Origin of the sequence: Mycobacterium sp. (genome assembly GCF_049683935.1) — a bacterium.
Taxonomy (GTDB): domain Bacteria; phylum Actinomycetota; class Actinomycetes; order Mycobacteriales; family Mycobacteriaceae; genus Mycobacterium.
Map to the genome: position 1 here is coordinate 1 of NZ_JBAUJR010000170.1, position 13649 is coordinate 13649.

13 protein-coding genes and 1 pseudogene are annotated in these 13649 nt (G+C 66.7%); 7 read left to right on the forward strand and 7 right to left on the reverse strand.

All coding sequences use genetic code 11. The annotated features are described in order from the left end of the window. A pseudogene (locus tag WA965_RS09685) lies at nucleotides 1-210 on the reverse strand (M15 family metallopeptidase); the annotation flags it as partial. 50 nt (nucleotides 211-260) lie between these two features. Here WA965_RS09685 and WA965_RS09690 point away from each other — a divergent pair. The 5 genes from WA965_RS09690 (at nucleotide 261) to WA965_RS09710 (ending at nucleotide 5872) form a co-directional block, all read left to right on the forward strand. Then, nucleotides 261-1382, forward strand: a complete 1122-nt coding sequence (locus WA965_RS09690; RefSeq protein ID WP_526294010.1) for an XdhC family protein — start codon at nucleotides 261-263, stop codon at nucleotides 1380-1382. A gap of 103 nt (nucleotides 1383-1485) precedes the next feature. Next, nucleotides 1486-3810 carry a xanthine dehydrogenase family protein molybdopterin-binding subunit gene (locus WA965_RS09695; RefSeq protein WP_526294009.1) on the forward strand — a complete coding sequence of 775 codons (2325 nt, stop codon included), beginning with the start codon at nucleotides 1486-1488 and terminating at the stop codon, nucleotides 3808-3810. Between the two features lie 2 nt (nucleotides 3811-3812). Continuing rightward, complete coding sequence (locus WA965_RS09700) at nucleotides 3813-4511, forward strand: SRPBCC family protein (protein WP_526294008.1); 699 nt, start codon at nucleotides 3813-3815, stop codon at nucleotides 4509-4511. 10 nt (nucleotides 4512-4521) lie between these two features. After that, the gene (locus WA965_RS09705) at nucleotides 4522-5397 is read left to right on the forward strand and encodes an FAD binding domain-containing protein (RefSeq protein ID WP_526294007.1); all 876 of its coding nucleotides are present in this window, start codon (nucleotides 4522-4524) and stop codon (nucleotides 5395-5397) included. After that, nucleotides 5390-5872 (forward strand): (2Fe-2S)-binding protein, encoded by a 483-nt coding sequence (locus WA965_RS09710; protein ID WP_526294006.1) that lies wholly within the window; start codon nucleotides 5390-5392, stop codon nucleotides 5870-5872. The genes WA965_RS09705 and WA965_RS09710 overlap by 8 nt, the downstream gene beginning before the upstream one ends. A 70-nt stretch (nucleotides 5873-5942) precedes the next feature. On the opposite strand, the gene WA965_RS09715 is transcribed toward WA965_RS09710, so the two are convergent. Together WA965_RS09715 and WA965_RS09720 are read right to left on the reverse strand one after the other, a co-directional pair. Beyond that, nucleotides 5943-6785 carry an SDR family oxidoreductase gene (locus WA965_RS09715; protein ID WP_526294005.1) on the reverse strand — a complete coding sequence of 281 codons (843 nt, stop codon included), beginning with the start codon at nucleotides 6783-6785 and terminating at the stop codon, nucleotides 5943-5945. 53 nt (nucleotides 6786-6838) lie between these two features. Beyond that, nucleotides 6839-7735 carry an enoyl-CoA hydratase/isomerase family protein gene (locus tag WA965_RS09720; protein ID WP_526294004.1) on the reverse strand — a complete coding sequence of 299 codons (897 nt, stop codon included), beginning with the start codon at nucleotides 7733-7735 and terminating at the stop codon, nucleotides 6839-6841. A 78-nt stretch (nucleotides 7736-7813) separates the two neighbouring features. Between WA965_RS09720 and WA965_RS09725 the strand changes: the two genes are divergently transcribed. Beyond that, a complete protein-coding gene (locus WA965_RS09725) occupies nucleotides 7814-7981 on the forward strand; it encodes a hypothetical protein (RefSeq protein WP_178361715.1) in 168 nt (55 codons plus the stop codon). Further along, entirely contained in the window at nucleotides 7981-9465 is a 1485-nt protein-coding gene (locus tag WA965_RS09730) for an alpha,alpha-trehalose-phosphate synthase (UDP-forming) (RefSeq protein ID WP_526294003.1), read from the forward strand. Before WA965_RS09725 ends, WA965_RS09730 begins: the two co-directional genes overlap by 1 nt. A 1-nt stretch (nucleotide 9466) precedes the next feature. Here WA965_RS09730 and WA965_RS09735 read toward each other — a convergent pair whose 3' ends face one another. The 4 genes from WA965_RS09735 to WA965_RS09750 are packed head-to-tail and all read right to left on the reverse strand — an operon-like array spanning nucleotide 9467 to nucleotide 13579. Then, the gene (locus WA965_RS09735; RefSeq protein ID WP_526294002.1) at nucleotides 9467-9955 is read right to left on the reverse strand and encodes a mammalian cell entry protein; all 489 of its coding nucleotides are present in this window, start codon (nucleotides 9953-9955) and stop codon (nucleotides 9467-9469) included. Then, a complete protein-coding gene (locus tag WA965_RS09740) occupies nucleotides 9955-10632 on the reverse strand; it encodes an Rv1363c family protein (RefSeq protein ID WP_526294047.1) in 678 nt (225 codons plus the stop codon). Before WA965_RS09740 ends, WA965_RS09735 begins: the two co-directional genes overlap by 1 nt. Beyond that, on the reverse strand, nucleotides 10632-12383 hold the full coding sequence (locus WA965_RS09745) for an MCE family protein (RefSeq protein WP_526294001.1): 1752 nt from the start codon (nucleotides 12381-12383) through the stop codon (nucleotides 10632-10634). The genes WA965_RS09740 and WA965_RS09745 overlap by 1 nt, the downstream gene beginning before the upstream one ends. Continuing rightward, complete coding sequence (locus WA965_RS09750) at nucleotides 12383-13579, reverse strand: MCE family protein (protein WP_526294000.1); 1197 nt, start codon at nucleotides 13577-13579, stop codon at nucleotides 12383-12385. The genes WA965_RS09745 and WA965_RS09750 overlap by 1 nt, the downstream gene beginning before the upstream one ends. Nucleotides 13580-13649: the final 70 nt, after the last annotated feature.

Genomic DNA, 13649 nt, shown 5'->3' on the forward strand with positions numbered 1-13649 from the left:
GTACAGCGGCGCACCGACGAAGTTGTCCGGCGTCGCGTACCGCAGGTCGATCACCGCGTCGGGGACCACGGTGCGCACGTCGATGAATCCGGCCGCGCGGGCCGCGTCGGACACCGGCGGAATCGGAGATGCCGACGCCACCTGTGCCGGTGCGGTGGCGGCTCCAATGACCAAGCAGCACAGCGCGACAATCCGGTGAACGGCACCCATCGGTGTCACTGTAGACGTCGGCGGCACGGGCGAGCGCATACACTGCGCTGGTGCGCGACGTGCTCGACGAGTTGCTGGCGGTCTGGCGGGCCGGTGGCACCGCGGGGCTGTCCACAGTGGTCCGCACGATGAAATCCGCACCGCGCCCGCCCGGCGCCGCGATGGTGGTCTCCCCCGACGGCACCGTGGCCGGGTCGGTGTCCGGAGGCTGCGTGGAGGCCGCCGTGTACGAAGTCGCCAACGATGTGGTGGCCGCCGGCCGGCCCGAACTCCAGAGCTACGGGGTCAGCGACGACGACGCCTTCTCGGTCGGCCTGACCTGCGGCGGCACCATCGAAGTGTTCACAGAACCGGTGTCGCGCAACACTTTTCCACAGTTGGAGGCTGTCGCCGACGACATCGCCGCCCATCGCGCGGTGGCCGTGGCGACCGTCGTCGAACATCCCGACTCGCGCCGGGTGGGCCTGCGACTGATCGTCGGGACCGATTCCACACAGGGTTCGCTGGGTTCGGCACGGGCCGACGACGCGGTCGCCGACGATGCCCGCGGGTTGCTGGCCGCGGGCCGTTCCGCTGTGCTGTCGTACGGACCCGACGGTCAGCGTCAGGACGCGGGCATGGAGGTCTTCGTCGCCGGCTACGCACCCCGGCCGCGGATGCTGATCTTCGGCGCGATCGACTTCGCCGCCGCCCTCGCCCAGCAGGCCGCGTTCCTGGGGTACCGGGTCACGGTGTGCGACGCCCGCCCGGTGTTCGCGACGGCGGCCCGCTTCCCGGCCGCCGAGGACGTCGTCGTCGAATGGCCGGACCGCTATCTCACCGCCCAGGCCGGACTGGGCAGGATCGACGGTCGCACCGCGATCTGCGTGCTGACCCACGACCCCAAGTTCGACGTGCCCGTCCTCGAGGTGGCGTTGCGCCTGCCCGAGGTCGGGTACATCGGGGTGATGGGGTCCCGCCGCACCCACGACGACCGGATGGGCAGGTTGCGCGAGGCGGGGCTCACCGACGCGGAACTGGGCCGGCTCGCCAGCCCGATCGGCCTCGACCTCGGGGCCCGCACGCCCGAGGAGACGGCCGTGTCGATCGCCGCGGAGATCATCGCCCGCCGCTGGGGCGGGGGCGGCCGGCCGCTGATGGACGTCGGCGGCCGCATCCACCACGACGCCTGAGGCCCTTGTGAGACATTGATGCCCTCGTGAGACATCAATGGTGGAAATGTCGCTCTCGGATGCGATAACGTCACTCTTCAAGCCCTCAGGAGAGTGATTCGTCGTGACCGAGACCGTGCAATCCGTCACCCCGCGCTACGCGGGAACCAGGGCCCCTCGCATCGAGGACAAGAGGCTTCTCACTGGTCACGGCACGTTTGTCGACGATGTCCAACGGCCCGGCATGGTGCACGCGTGCTTCGTCCGCAGCCCCTTCGCCCGCGCGACCATCAACGGAATCGACGCGTCGGCGGCGCTGGCGCTGCCCGGTGTGCACGCGGTGTTCACCGCGGCGGACCTCAACCCGGACGTCCAGGAAGCCTGGCACGCGGTCGCAGGCAAGGACATCCCCGACACCCCCCGTCCGCCGCTGGCCGAAGGGCAGGTCAAGTTCGTCGGTGACCCGGTCGCCCTCGTCATCGCCGACAGCCGCTACCTCGCCGAGGACGCGGTCGACCTCGTCGACGTCGACTACACCCCCCTGCCCGCACTCGCGGATTTCCGCAAAGCGCCCGATTCAGATGTGATCGTGCACGAGGCCTACCCCGACAACGTGGCCGGCGGGATGGGCGGCGCCCCACCCGACGAAGAGGTCTTCGCCAACGCCGCACACGTCGTCGAGGAACGCATCTACCAGCAGATGTACGTCCCGGTACCGATGGAAACCCGCGGCATGGTCGCTGAATGGACGTCCACCACGGGCGAACTGACCGTCTGGGCGTCGACGCAGACACCACACGAACTGCGCGCGTTCGCCTCCCGCCTGCTCGGGATTCCGGCCCAGGGTGTCCGGGTGATCATGCGCGACACCGGCGGTGCCTTCGGTCAGAAGGTGGTGCCGATGCGTGAGGACATGTGCATCCTGCTCGCCGCCCGCAAGGTACCCGCCGCGCTGAAGTGGATCGAGGACCGGCGGGAGAACCTGATGTCGGCCGGCCAGTCCCGCCACGTCGACGGCAAGGTCCGGATGGCCTTCGACGCCGACGGCAAGATCCTGGCCGCCGACATCGACTTCATCCAGGACGTCGGCTCCTACCCCACGCCCTACCCGGTACTCACCACCGCCGCGATCGGCATGTTCTTCCCCGGGCCGTACCGGGTGCCCAAGGCGAGCTTCAACTACAAGACGGTGTTCTCCAACACCCCGGGTCTGCACGCCTACCGCGGCCCCTGGCAGTACGAAACCCTCACCCGTGAAATGCTTCTCGACTGCGCCGCGCGCAAGATGGGGATGGACCCTGTCGAGGTGCGCCGGATCAACATCCTGCGCGGCGACGAGATGCCGTTCTTCAATCCCAACGGCATGCCGTACGACAACTGCGCCCCTGCAGACACGTTCGAGCAGGCCGTGAAAATCCTCGATCACGAGGGTTTCCGCAAGGAACAGGCCGAGGCGCTCGAAGAAGGGCGCTACCTCGGCCTGGGTTTCTCGGCCTACATCGAACCCACGGGTGCGGCGACGGGAAACCTCGCCACTGAGGGCGCCACCATTCGGATGGAGTCGACAGGCAAGATCAACGTCTACGTCAACGGCGGGTCGGCCGGCAACAGCATCGAGACCACCGTCGTGCAGCTCACCGCAGATGTATTGGGCGCCAACATCGATGACGTGTCGACGATTCAGGGTGACACCGCGGTGACCCCGTACGGGGCGGGTACGCAGGGCAGCCGCAGCGCACCGATGACCGCCGGCGCGGTGCACGAGGCCGGCGCCATTCTGCGCGGCCAGATCATCGCGATCGCGGCCGGCATGCTCGGCGTCGAGGCCGCCGACATCGAACTCGCGGATTCCCGGGCCGCCGTCCGTACCGATCCCGACAAGAGCGTCAGCTTCGCCGACATCGCCTACCGCTCCTACTACGAGCCCATGATGCTGGGCGGCGTCTCCCCCACGCTGGAGGCCACGGCGCGGTTCAACTCGTCGGCGATGATCCACTGGGCCAACGCAACCCACGTCTGCACGTGCGAAGTCGACGTGGAGACCGGACAGGTGACGCTGACCCGCTACATCGTCAGCGAGGACGTCGGACCGATGATCAACCCGAACGTGGTCGAGGGGCAGGTCGCGGGCGGCACCGTGCAGGGCATCGGGGGCGCGCTGCTCGAGCACCTCGCCTACGACGACGCGGGCAACCCGGTGGCATCAACGTTCGTGGACTACCTACTGCCGACGGCCACCGAGGTGCCCTCCATCGAGTTCGGCCACGTGGAGATCCCCGGTCCGGGCATCGGGGGCTACAAGGGCGCCGGCGAGGGTGGGGCCATCGGGTCGCCGCCTGCTGTAATCAACGCCATCAACGACGCGCTCGCTCCGCTCGGCGTGACGGTCACCCAGCTGCCGGCCAGCCCCGCCGCCATCGTCGCCTTGCTCGAAGGAAAGGACCACTAGAGGTGGAACTGAACAACGAATTCCGGGTCGCGGTCCCGGCCGCGAAAGTCTGGGAGGTGTTCACCGATGTCGAGCGCGTCGCGCCCTGCCTTCCGGGTGCCACCCTGCTCTCGGTCGACGGCGACGCGTTCAACGGTGCGGTCAAAGTCAAGGTCGGCCCTATCACGGTGTCCTACAAAGGCGTTGCCACCTATCAGGAGAAGGATGTCGCGGGGCAGCGGATAGTGCTCAAAGCCGAGGGCAAGGAGACCCGCGGCAACGGCACCGCCGCGGCGACCGTCACCGCGCAACTGAAGGACGAGGGCGGGTCGACGCATGTGGACATCGTCACCGACCTGGCGATCTCGGGTAAGGCGGCGCAGTTCGGACGCGGTGTCCTGGCCGACGTGTCGGGAAACCTGATCGCGCAGTTCGCCCGGAGCCTCGAAGCCGAACTGCTCGGCGGGACGGTACCCGCGGCCAAGGCATCCGAGAATGGTTCCGCTGCAGCGACTCCGCTGGCCGCGGTGCCGGACGCCGGCGACTCCGTCGACCTGCTGAAGGTGGTCGCGGTGCCGATGGCGAAGCGGTTCGCGCCGGTTCTTGTCGCGGCTGCCGCCGCAGGCGCCGTCGGTTTTGTGGTCGGCCGCCGGAAGCGCAAGACCCCGGCCGGAGTTCTCGCCGACGACCTGCAGGCCGCGCTGATCCGGCTGCTGTCGTGAGGGTTCGCCCATGAAAGCCGCAGAGTTCGCCTACCACCGACCCGACACGGTCGCCGACGCGGTCTCGCTGCTCGACGAGTACGGCGAGGACGCCAAGATCCTCGCGGGTGGCCAGAGCCTGGTGCCGATGCTGGCGATGCGCCTGACGCACTTCGAGAATCTGGTCGACATCTCGCGGGTCGAGGAACTGAAGAACATCGAACTGCGCGCCGACTCGGTGTGGATCGGGGCAGGCACACCGCACGCGCTGGTGGGCATGGATGACGAAGTGGCCGAGTCGGTTCCGCTGCTGACCCTGTCCACGCCCCACATCGGGCACTTCCAGATCCGGACCCGCGGCACGCTGGGGGGCGCGATCGCGCACGCCGACCCCGCCGCGGAGTACGCCGCGGTCGCGCTGACCCTCGACGCCACCATCGATGCCGTCTCACCCCGTGGGTCGCGGCAGATCCCGGCAGCGGACTTCTTCACCGGCCTGTGGGAGACCTCGTTGGCCGCCGATGAGATCCTCACTGCGGTCGCGTTCCCGGTGTGGTCGGGTCGCTGCGGTTTCTCGGTCCAGGAGTTTGCGCGCCGGCACGGCGACTTCGCCATCGCCGGCGCGACGGTGGCGGTCGAACTCGACGATGAGGACAAGGTCGTGCGGTGCGGGATCGGACTGCTCGGCCTGGGCTCGACGCCGGAGCGGGGCACCCCGGCGGAGGAGGCCGTCGTCGGGAGGTCCGTCACCGACATCACTGCCGAGGAACTGGGCCGGCTGGCCATGTCGGGGCTCCACGACGTCCCCACCGATCTGCAGGGGTCGGCGGCGTACCGCACCCGGGTCGGCGCCACGATGGTGGCGAGAGCCTGGACCGAGGCAACCACGGAGGCCCGCAATGCATGAGCTACCTGTCGACGTCTCGGTCAACGGCCGGCGTCACGGTCACACCGTCGCACCGCGACTGACGCTGGCGGACTTCCTGCGCGAGAAGTGCGGGCTCACCGGAACACACCTCGGCTGCGAGCACGGCGCATGTGGCGCGTGCACCGTGCTGCTGGACGGCCAGGCCGTGCGATCCTGTCTGATCTTCGCCGTCCAGGCCGACGGCCAGGAGGTCACGACCGTCGAGGGGATCGCCGACGACGACGGCGGGCTCTCCCCCGTCCAGGCCGCGATGCGCGAGTGCCACGGTCTGCAGTGCGGGTTCTGCACACCGGGGTTCGTCACCAGCATCACTGCGCTGCTGCGAGACAACCCGGCACCCACCGATGAGGAGATCCGCGAGGGTCTGTCGGGCAACATCTGCCGGTGCACCGGCTATCAGAGCATCGTCAACGCGGTACGACGGGCAGCCGAGGTGCTCGACTCGACTCCCTGATCCCGCCGAGACTGTACTCAGCGCGCGAGAATCCGCCAGAAGACCGCGTGGAATACCGTTTCGGCGGAAATCATTCCGCAACCACGCCCCGCAATCCGTCGGCGCCGAACAGCGGCTCGAGCATCCCGGACAAATCCGGGCCGCGCCGCAGTCCGTGCCCGCCGTCGACGTTGATCACCTGGCCGGTGATGAATCCCGCTGCATCGCTGAGCAGGAAGACCGCCAGGTTCGCCACGTCCTCGATCTCCCCGACCCGGGGCAGCGGTGTGCAGGCGCGGTAGTCCTCACTGATCGCCGGGGACTCCATGATCGGCGCGACCATGTCCGTGCGGGTCAGGCCCGGCCGGATGCCGTTGACCCGCACCGAGGAGGCGCCCAGTTCGTCGGCGGCCACCATCATCAGGTGGTCGAGCGCCGCCTTGCTCGGGCCGTAGGCACCGAACCACCGGTGGGTGTTGCTCGACGCGATCGACGAGATGCCGACGAACGAGCCACCGCCGCCGCGGACCATCTCGCGCGCGGCGTGCTTGAGCACGTACATCGTGCCGTTGACGTTGAGGTCGACGGTGTTTCGCCATGCTGCGGAGTCGATCTGGGTGATCGGGCCGATCGTCTCGGAACCGCCGGCGCTGTGGACGACGCCGTCGAGTCGGCCGTGCCAGGCGGTGGTCGCCTCGACCAGTCGCGCCGCCTCGTCCTCGTTGGTCACGTCCGCAGGTTCGTAGCGCACCTGACCGGCACCGTCGCCGGCCTGCGCGGTGATCTCGTCAGCGGCGGCCGCCAGCTTGTCGGCATTACGACCCGCCAGCATGGCGTTGCCGCCCGAGGCGACCACGGCGATCGCAACACCCTTACCGATCCCGCTGCCTCCACCGGTGATCAGGAACGTTCGATCCGCTAACGAGATCAGCACAGGGAATCCTCCGAAGGGTGAGCCGGATAACTGGAACAGGTTCTAGTTATACGTCACGGCTCGTCGCGGCGGGACAGCTTCGGCGCCCCGAGGGTGCGCCAGTCCGGCACATTGGGCGGCAGACCCACCGGATACCGGTTCTCGTTGTGGGCTGCCCAGTGGGCGTGCCCGAGTTCGTGGATGTGGAATGCGTGCCGCAGCGCCTCGGCGAAACCCATCGCATCGCTGGCGGCGTTCACCGAATCCTTGACCAGCAGTGCGGCCATCGTGGGTCGCTCGGCGATGCGGCGGGCGAACTCGAGGGTCTTGTCCTCCAGGTCGGCGCGGGCGAACACCTTGGACACCATCCCCAGTCGGTAGGCCTCGTCGGCGTCGATCGCGTCCCCGGTCAACAGCAGTTCTTTCGCCTTGCGCGCGCCGAACTCCCACGGGTGGGCGTAATACTCGACTCCGGGCATCCCCATCCGGACCGTGACGACGTCGCTGAACTTGGCGTCGTCGGCAGCCACGATCAGGTCACAGGCCCAGATCAGCATCAACCCCGCAGAGATGGCGTTGCCCTGCACCTGCGCGATGGTGATCTTGCGCAGATCCCGCCACCGGCTGGTGTTGTTGAAGAAGTAGTGCCACTCCTGCAGGTAGGTCTTCTCGGCGACGGCGTCCCTGGTGGCGCCGTTGCACAGGAACGTCGGGTGCTGGTCGGGTCCGGGCGCCCGTTCGGCCAGCGCCTGCTCCGAGCCGAGGTCGTGGCCTGCCGAGAAGTTCTTGCCGCGCGCCGCGAGGATGACCACCCGCACGTCGTCGTCGGCCTCGGCCCGCCCGAACGCCTCGTCGAGCTGCACCAGAAGGGTCCGCGACTGGGCGTTCTGCGCATCGGGCCGGTTGAGCCAGATCCGCGCGATGCGCCCGTCGTCGAGGGTTTCGTATGTCACCTGTTCGGGGTCCGTCACCTCACGCACATTACGGTCGACGGGGGAACAACGGCCCAGGTGGTCGGGCGGACACATCGAGTTGGCTACAGTTGACAGATGCCTGCCAAATCAGATTCCACCGAACTCGGCGACGTCGAGCCGATCGGCGACAGCACCGAGCGCCAGGCCCGCCGCGTCGTCGCCGCCTACGCGGTCGATGCCGACGAGTGCCGGGTCTTCCTTTCGATGCTCGGCATCGGACCGGCCAAGCTCGCCGACGCGTAATGACACCCGAGAGCGGGCCCGAGGCCAGCTCCGGGACTTCAGGCTCTGCTCCGCCCACGGCGTCGGCGGATTTTGTCGTAGTGGCCAACCGGCTGCCCATCGACATGGTGAAACTGCCTGACGGCACCATCGAGTGGAAGCAGAGCCCCGGCGGCCTGGTCACCGCACTGGAGCCGCTGCTGCGGAAACGCCACGGTGCCTGGATCGGCTGGCCCGGCGTGCCCGAAGAGCCCGGTGACGCCGAGATCGAAACGATCGAGCAGGACGGCATGTCCCTGGTCCCGGTGCGGCTGAGCACCGACGACATCGCGCTGTACTACGAAGGGTTCTCCAACGCCACGCTGTGGCCGCTCTACCACGACGTGATCGTCAAACCGATCTACCACCGGCAGTGGTGGGACCGCTATGTCGAGGTGAACCGGCGCTTCGCCGAGGCGACAGCGCGCGCTGCCGCCCAGGGCGCGACCGTGTGGATCCAGGATTACCAGCTGCAGCTGGTGCCGAAGATGCTGCGCATGCTGCGCCCCGACCTGACCATCGGGTTCTTCCTGCACATCCCGTTTCCCCCGGTCGAACTCTTCATGCAGATGCCGTGGCGTTCGGAGATCATCGACGGCCTGCTCGGCGCCGACCTCGTCGGATTCCATCTGCCCGGCGGCGCGCAGAACTTCCTCATCCTGGCCCGTCGGCTGGCCGGCGCGAACACCTCCCGGGCCTCGGTAGGCGTGCGGTCGCGCTTCGGCGAGGTCCACGTCGGATTCCGGACCGTCAAGGTCGGCGCCTTCCCCATCTCCATCGACTCGGGCGACCTTGACCAGCAGGCCCGCACCAAGAAGATCCGGCAGCGTGCCCGTGAGATCCGCGCCGAACTGGGAAACCCCCGCAAGATCCTCCTCGGCGTGGACCGCCTGGACTACACCAAGGGCATCGACGTACGGCTGAACGCGTTCTCCGAACTGCTCGAAGAGGGCCGGGTGGACCCCGCGGACACCGTGCTGGTCCAACTGGCCACGCCGAGCCGCGAGCGCGTCGAGAGCTACAAGGCCATGCGCGAGGACATCGAACGCCAGGTCGGTCACATCAACGGCGAATTCGGGGAGGTCGGCCACCCGGTCGTGCACTACCTGCACCGGCCCATCCCGCGCGAGGATCTCATCGGGTTCTTCGTCGCCGCGGACGTCATGCTCGTCACCCCGCTTCGTGACGGCATGAACCTCGTCGCCAAGGAGTATGTGGCATGCCGCAGCGATCTCGGCGGGGCGCTGGTGCTCAGCGAGTTCACCGGTGCCGCCGCCGAACTGCGTCAGGCCTACCTGACCAACCCGCACCACCCGCAGGGGGTCAAGGACGCCATCGAGGCGGCACTCAATCAGACACCCGAGGAGGGCAGACGCCGGATGCGCGCGCTGCGCCGCCAGGTGCTCGCCCACGACGTCGACCGTTGGGCGCGGTCGTTCCTCGAGGCGTTGGCTAAAACGGAGTGATCTAAATCGGTGTGATGTAGTTGATGAGCCAGTCGCCGTCGATCTTCTGGTAGTCGACGCGCAGCCTGCTTCCGTCGTAGATCGGCTGGTCGCGGTTCGCTTTTTCCGAGACCGTCCGGTTGATGTAAACCATCACCGCAGCTGAATTGCGCTGCGCCTCCATCACCCCGACGCCGACCACATTGGCTTGGCTCACCAGTTCGCGCTGTCGAGCCTGAGGAATGATGTCGGATTTCGCCCGGTCCTCGAACTCTTTGCGGTACGCGGGCGTGAGCAGCCTGTACGCATCGGTGAGGTTGCTCTCCACGGTCTTGTAGTCGTAAGTGAAGACCATCGGAATCTGCTGCTGCGCAAGCGGTCCGAGTTCCTCGCGCGCGGCCTGTTCACCGAGAGTCTCCACCCGCTGCCAGTACAGGCCGCCGGCGACTGCTGCCAGGCTCACCAACGCAACAGCAACCAAACCGACGATGCCGCTGATGATCCAACGCATCAGTTTCCACCGTTGGGGTAGTTGAGGTCGTAGGCTGTCATCCGCCCGTCATCACCCTCCTTCACGATGATCCGCAGCCGATAGGGCTGAGAGGGCCTGTTGTTGCCGTTCATGTCACTGGCCGTAACCCGCGCCGACACCAACACCGCTGCGGTATTGCTGATGTCGTCGGTGCTTTCGATCGCCGCACCGTTGATCACCGTCTCCGAACTGCCACCGGTGTCACGGAAGATCGCCTTGAGATTCTCGACATTATTAGTCTGACTGAACATATCGCGTAACGGCCCACTGGTGCTCTCGTAGAAGCGGTCGACACTCTCGTCGATGGTGTCCTGCTTGAAACTGAACATATTCACCACGGTTTGCGTGGCGGTGTCGACGAACCGCTGGTTACGGGCTTGCAGTGCTTGTGCGTCTTGTCGCTGTGCACCGAGTACCACCACCGCAGCGCTCAGACCACCAGCCATGACGAACCCGAACACCAAAGCAACGACAGCGACCATGCGACGGTTCGGTCGACGGCGTGGCGGAGGCCCCACCTCACGCGTTTTCGGAGCAGATTTGACGACGGCCGAATCAGCTACGGCAATCCGCACGACGGCTTGAGCCGGCACGTCGCTGGTCGGCCCGGCGGGGCGGGACGCGCGGCGGCGCACAGGTTTTTCCGTGGGTGCCATCAGGCGCTCTCCGGATAAAGCATCAAGTCCACCCAATTCTCCTGAGGTCGCATGTCGGTAACACCAGGCGCGTAGACCCCGGTACCGCCGGCCGGGTCGACGAAGACGCCGGTGTGCTGGTCATACACACCGTATGCGGCCGCGCTGGCCTGTGGCGGGTTCGGTGCCGGGGGTGGCGGCGCGGATGCCGGGGGTGGCGGATCATAGGGCCCTGCGAACACGTCGGCTGGTGGGTTGGTGGCCCAACCCGGCGGCACCGCCGGCGGAGGCCACGCATCCGGGTATGGAGCCGGCGGGATCCATGCCGTCAGTGGGGGTGGCGGCGGCCCATCGTTTGGCGGAGGGATGTACGGCCATGGTTGGTGCGGCGCAGGTCCTGGACCAGGTTGCACCCCGGGTGGCACCAACCCGGGCGGGACAGGATATCCCGGGTCCGGATCGTTCTGCGGTGGTATGTAGGGAAACTTATTTGGCGGCAGTATGTTTCGCCCGTCCTCAGGTGTGTCGTCCTCCCTGACATCCATCGGCGTGCCGATGGGCACCGGCGGTCCACGCCATGGACTGTTGCCGATCGGGACGTAGCCGCGCGGGTCGCGACACAGCTGGATCGTCGGAGCACGCTTGCCGGGGTATTCCTGACACGGGTAATTTCTCGCGCCACGCACCACCATCGGATCGTTCTGTGCCACTTTGCAATACAAGTCCGTGGGCAAGTCACGCAATGTCGTGTCACCGGGCGTGCGAATCTCCGTCGGAGGGAGGAATCCCGTATTGCACGGCGGCGGATCGTTGATCGAGATCTTGAAATCCTGCTTGCCCCCCTCGTCCGCGGGAAGCTGGCCGCCGATTGTGAGCAGCGAGGCCTGCAGGGCAGGAAAAATGACAAGCGCCTGTTCGATCGACTTGCGGTAGATGACACCGACTCGACCGAAGTTGGCCAGGTTGGCCGCCAGCACCGGGAACGACGGGCGAATGCCTGAGAAGGTGTCGCTGGCTTCCGCAGCCGCGTCCGGGGCGATCTGGAGCAGCGACCGAAGTTGCGGATCCGCGCCCTTTACTTCGCTGGTGAAGCGCGCCAATCCGTCGGCAAGCGACCGGATGTCGTCGCCGCTTCGAATCTGCGCCTCCAGGAAGGGACCAGCTTGGTCTATCAGCGAGGAGGTCTGCGGCCAGCTCTCGTTGGCCTCGTCGACCAGTACCCGCGCCGACTGGATCAACCGCGCCAGTTCGGCGCCCGAGCCGTTGAAGGCTTTGAACGATTCCCTCAGGAGGTCTTCGAGCCGGGTGTTGTCGACACTGCTCACCAGCTGGTCTGCCTCGCGCAACAGCTCAGCGACCTCCTGTGGAATCGCAGTTCGCTCCTTCGGGATCACGGCGCCGTTCTGGAGCGTCGTCGGCGAGGGATCGTCGGTGGGAACAAAATCCACGTACTGTTCTCCGATCGCGGAGACGCTCTTGACGGTGGCAGTGGAGTTCGCCGGGATTTTGACGTTGCTGTCGATCCGCATCTGCGCGGCCACGCCGTCGTCGGTCAAATGCACCGACTCGACACGCCCAGCTTGTACGCCGCGGAAGGTGACATTCGCATTCTCGTAAAGTCCGCCGCCGGCAATGAAATTGGCGGTGACGTCATACGTACCCAGGCCGAGCCGGTCAGGAACACGGATGTAGAGCAGAGCGATTGCGCCGACGGCGAGGACAGTGACGACCGCGAAGACCCACAACTGGACTTGCGTTGTTCGAGTGAACATTATTCCGGCGGCACCTCCTGACCCGACGCGGTTCCCGCCGGGATCTTGAACGGATCAGCTGCCTGCCCCGACAGATTCGCCATCTCTCCAGTCAAGAATTCCGGCGGATTCACGACTTCGGCAAGGCGCTTCATATTCGGATCGAAGAACGACGTCGTGAAGATGGTCTCGCCGAGTCGTCGGATCGTGAGATCGAATGTCGCAAACACGTTGAAGTAGTCGCCGCGAGCGACCCGGTGCAGATTCTTGCCCGGGAACGGGAAAGTGGCCAGGCTGTCGAGGCTGGACACGAAATCCGAGCGGCTGTCGTTGAGCGGTTTGATGACGGCGTACAGGTCGATGAGGTCCTCGGCGAAATCGTCCTTGGTTTCGGCCAAGACGCGCGACGCGACGGTGCCCAGCCGTTGCAGTGCGGCAAAAGCATCCACGATCTGGACTCGATTTTCATTGAGCACACGTAGCGCTGCCGGCAACGTGTCCAGCGTGCGGCCCAAACTGTCTTTGTTGCGCGCAAGGATTCCGGCGAAGCGGTTCAAGCCCTCGGCGGCTGCGATGATGTCTTCTGTTTGCCGATTCAAGGATGTGGCCAGCTCGGCGAGCCGCGGGATCAGCCCGGCGAACTGTCCCTGACGACCGGCCACCGCAGTGTAGAGCTCTTGCGTGATGTCCTGCAGCGCACCGAGATTGCCCTTGTTGACGACCACCCCAAGAGCGGATAGCACTTCCTCTGTCGTGGGATAGCGACTGCCTTGGCTCAGCGGAATCTGGAGACCGTCCCGCAGCTCGCCAACAGGCGGTTCGCCAAGCGGGGGCGACAGTTCGATGTGCTGGGATCCCAACAGTGACGTCTGGGCAACCTTGACGGTCGAGTTGGCCGGCAATTTGACGTTGGAGTCCAGCGAGAGTTCGACTGCCGCATAGAAGGTGCCATCCGGTTTCTGGACGGCCTCGATACCCGACACGCTTCCGACGGTGACGTCGTCGACCATCACCGGTGAGTTCTGCGGCAGCGTGGCCACATCGGGCACCTCTACAGTGATAGCGAACGCACCCTTGCCATGACCCGCGGTGCCCGGCATGTTCACCGAGTTCAATCCGCCGAACTGGCAGCCCGCAAGCAGCGCCGCGCCGGAGCCCAGGGCCAGGGTGCGGCGGGCAGCGCGACCAGCCCTGACTCGCGATGACCCGCGTGTCATGACCCACCTCCTGGTTGTTGCGGAAGGGCCGGCTGCAGACCCGGGACGGCCGCCTCGGCGGGAAGCGGAC

Bases quoted from the DNA above. Each gene is read 5' to 3' on its own strand.
- WA965_RS09705 (WP_526294007.1), top strand. From the start codon at position 4,522: ATGAAAGCCGCAGAGTTCGCCTACCACCGACCCGACACGGTCGCCGAC.
- WA965_RS09750 (WP_526294000.1), bottom strand. From the start codon at position 13,579: ATGACACGCGGGTCATCGCGAGTCAGGGCTGGTCGCGCTGCCCGCCGC.
- WA965_RS09730 (WP_526294003.1), top strand. From the start codon at position 7,981: ATGACACCCGAGAGCGGGCCCGAGGCCAGCTCCGGGACTTCAGGCTCT.
- WA965_RS09725 (WP_178361715.1), top strand. From the start codon at position 7,814: ATGCCTGCCAAATCAGATTCCACCGAACTCGGCGACGTCGAGCCGATC.
- WA965_RS09735 (WP_526294002.1), bottom strand. From the start codon at position 9,955: ATGCGTTGGATCATCAGCGGCATCGTCGGTTTGGTTGCTGTTGCGTTG.
- WA965_RS09740 (WP_526294047.1), bottom strand. From the start codon at position 10,632: ATGGCACCCACGGAAAAACCTGTGCGCCGCCGCGCGTCCCGCCCCGCC.
- WA965_RS09710 (WP_526294006.1), top strand. From the start codon at position 5,390: ATGCATGAGCTACCTGTCGACGTCTCGGTCAACGGCCGGCGTCACGGT.
- WA965_RS09745 (WP_526294001.1), bottom strand. From the start codon at position 12,383: ATGTTCACTCGAACAACGCAAGTCCAGTTGTGGGTCTTCGCGGTCGTC.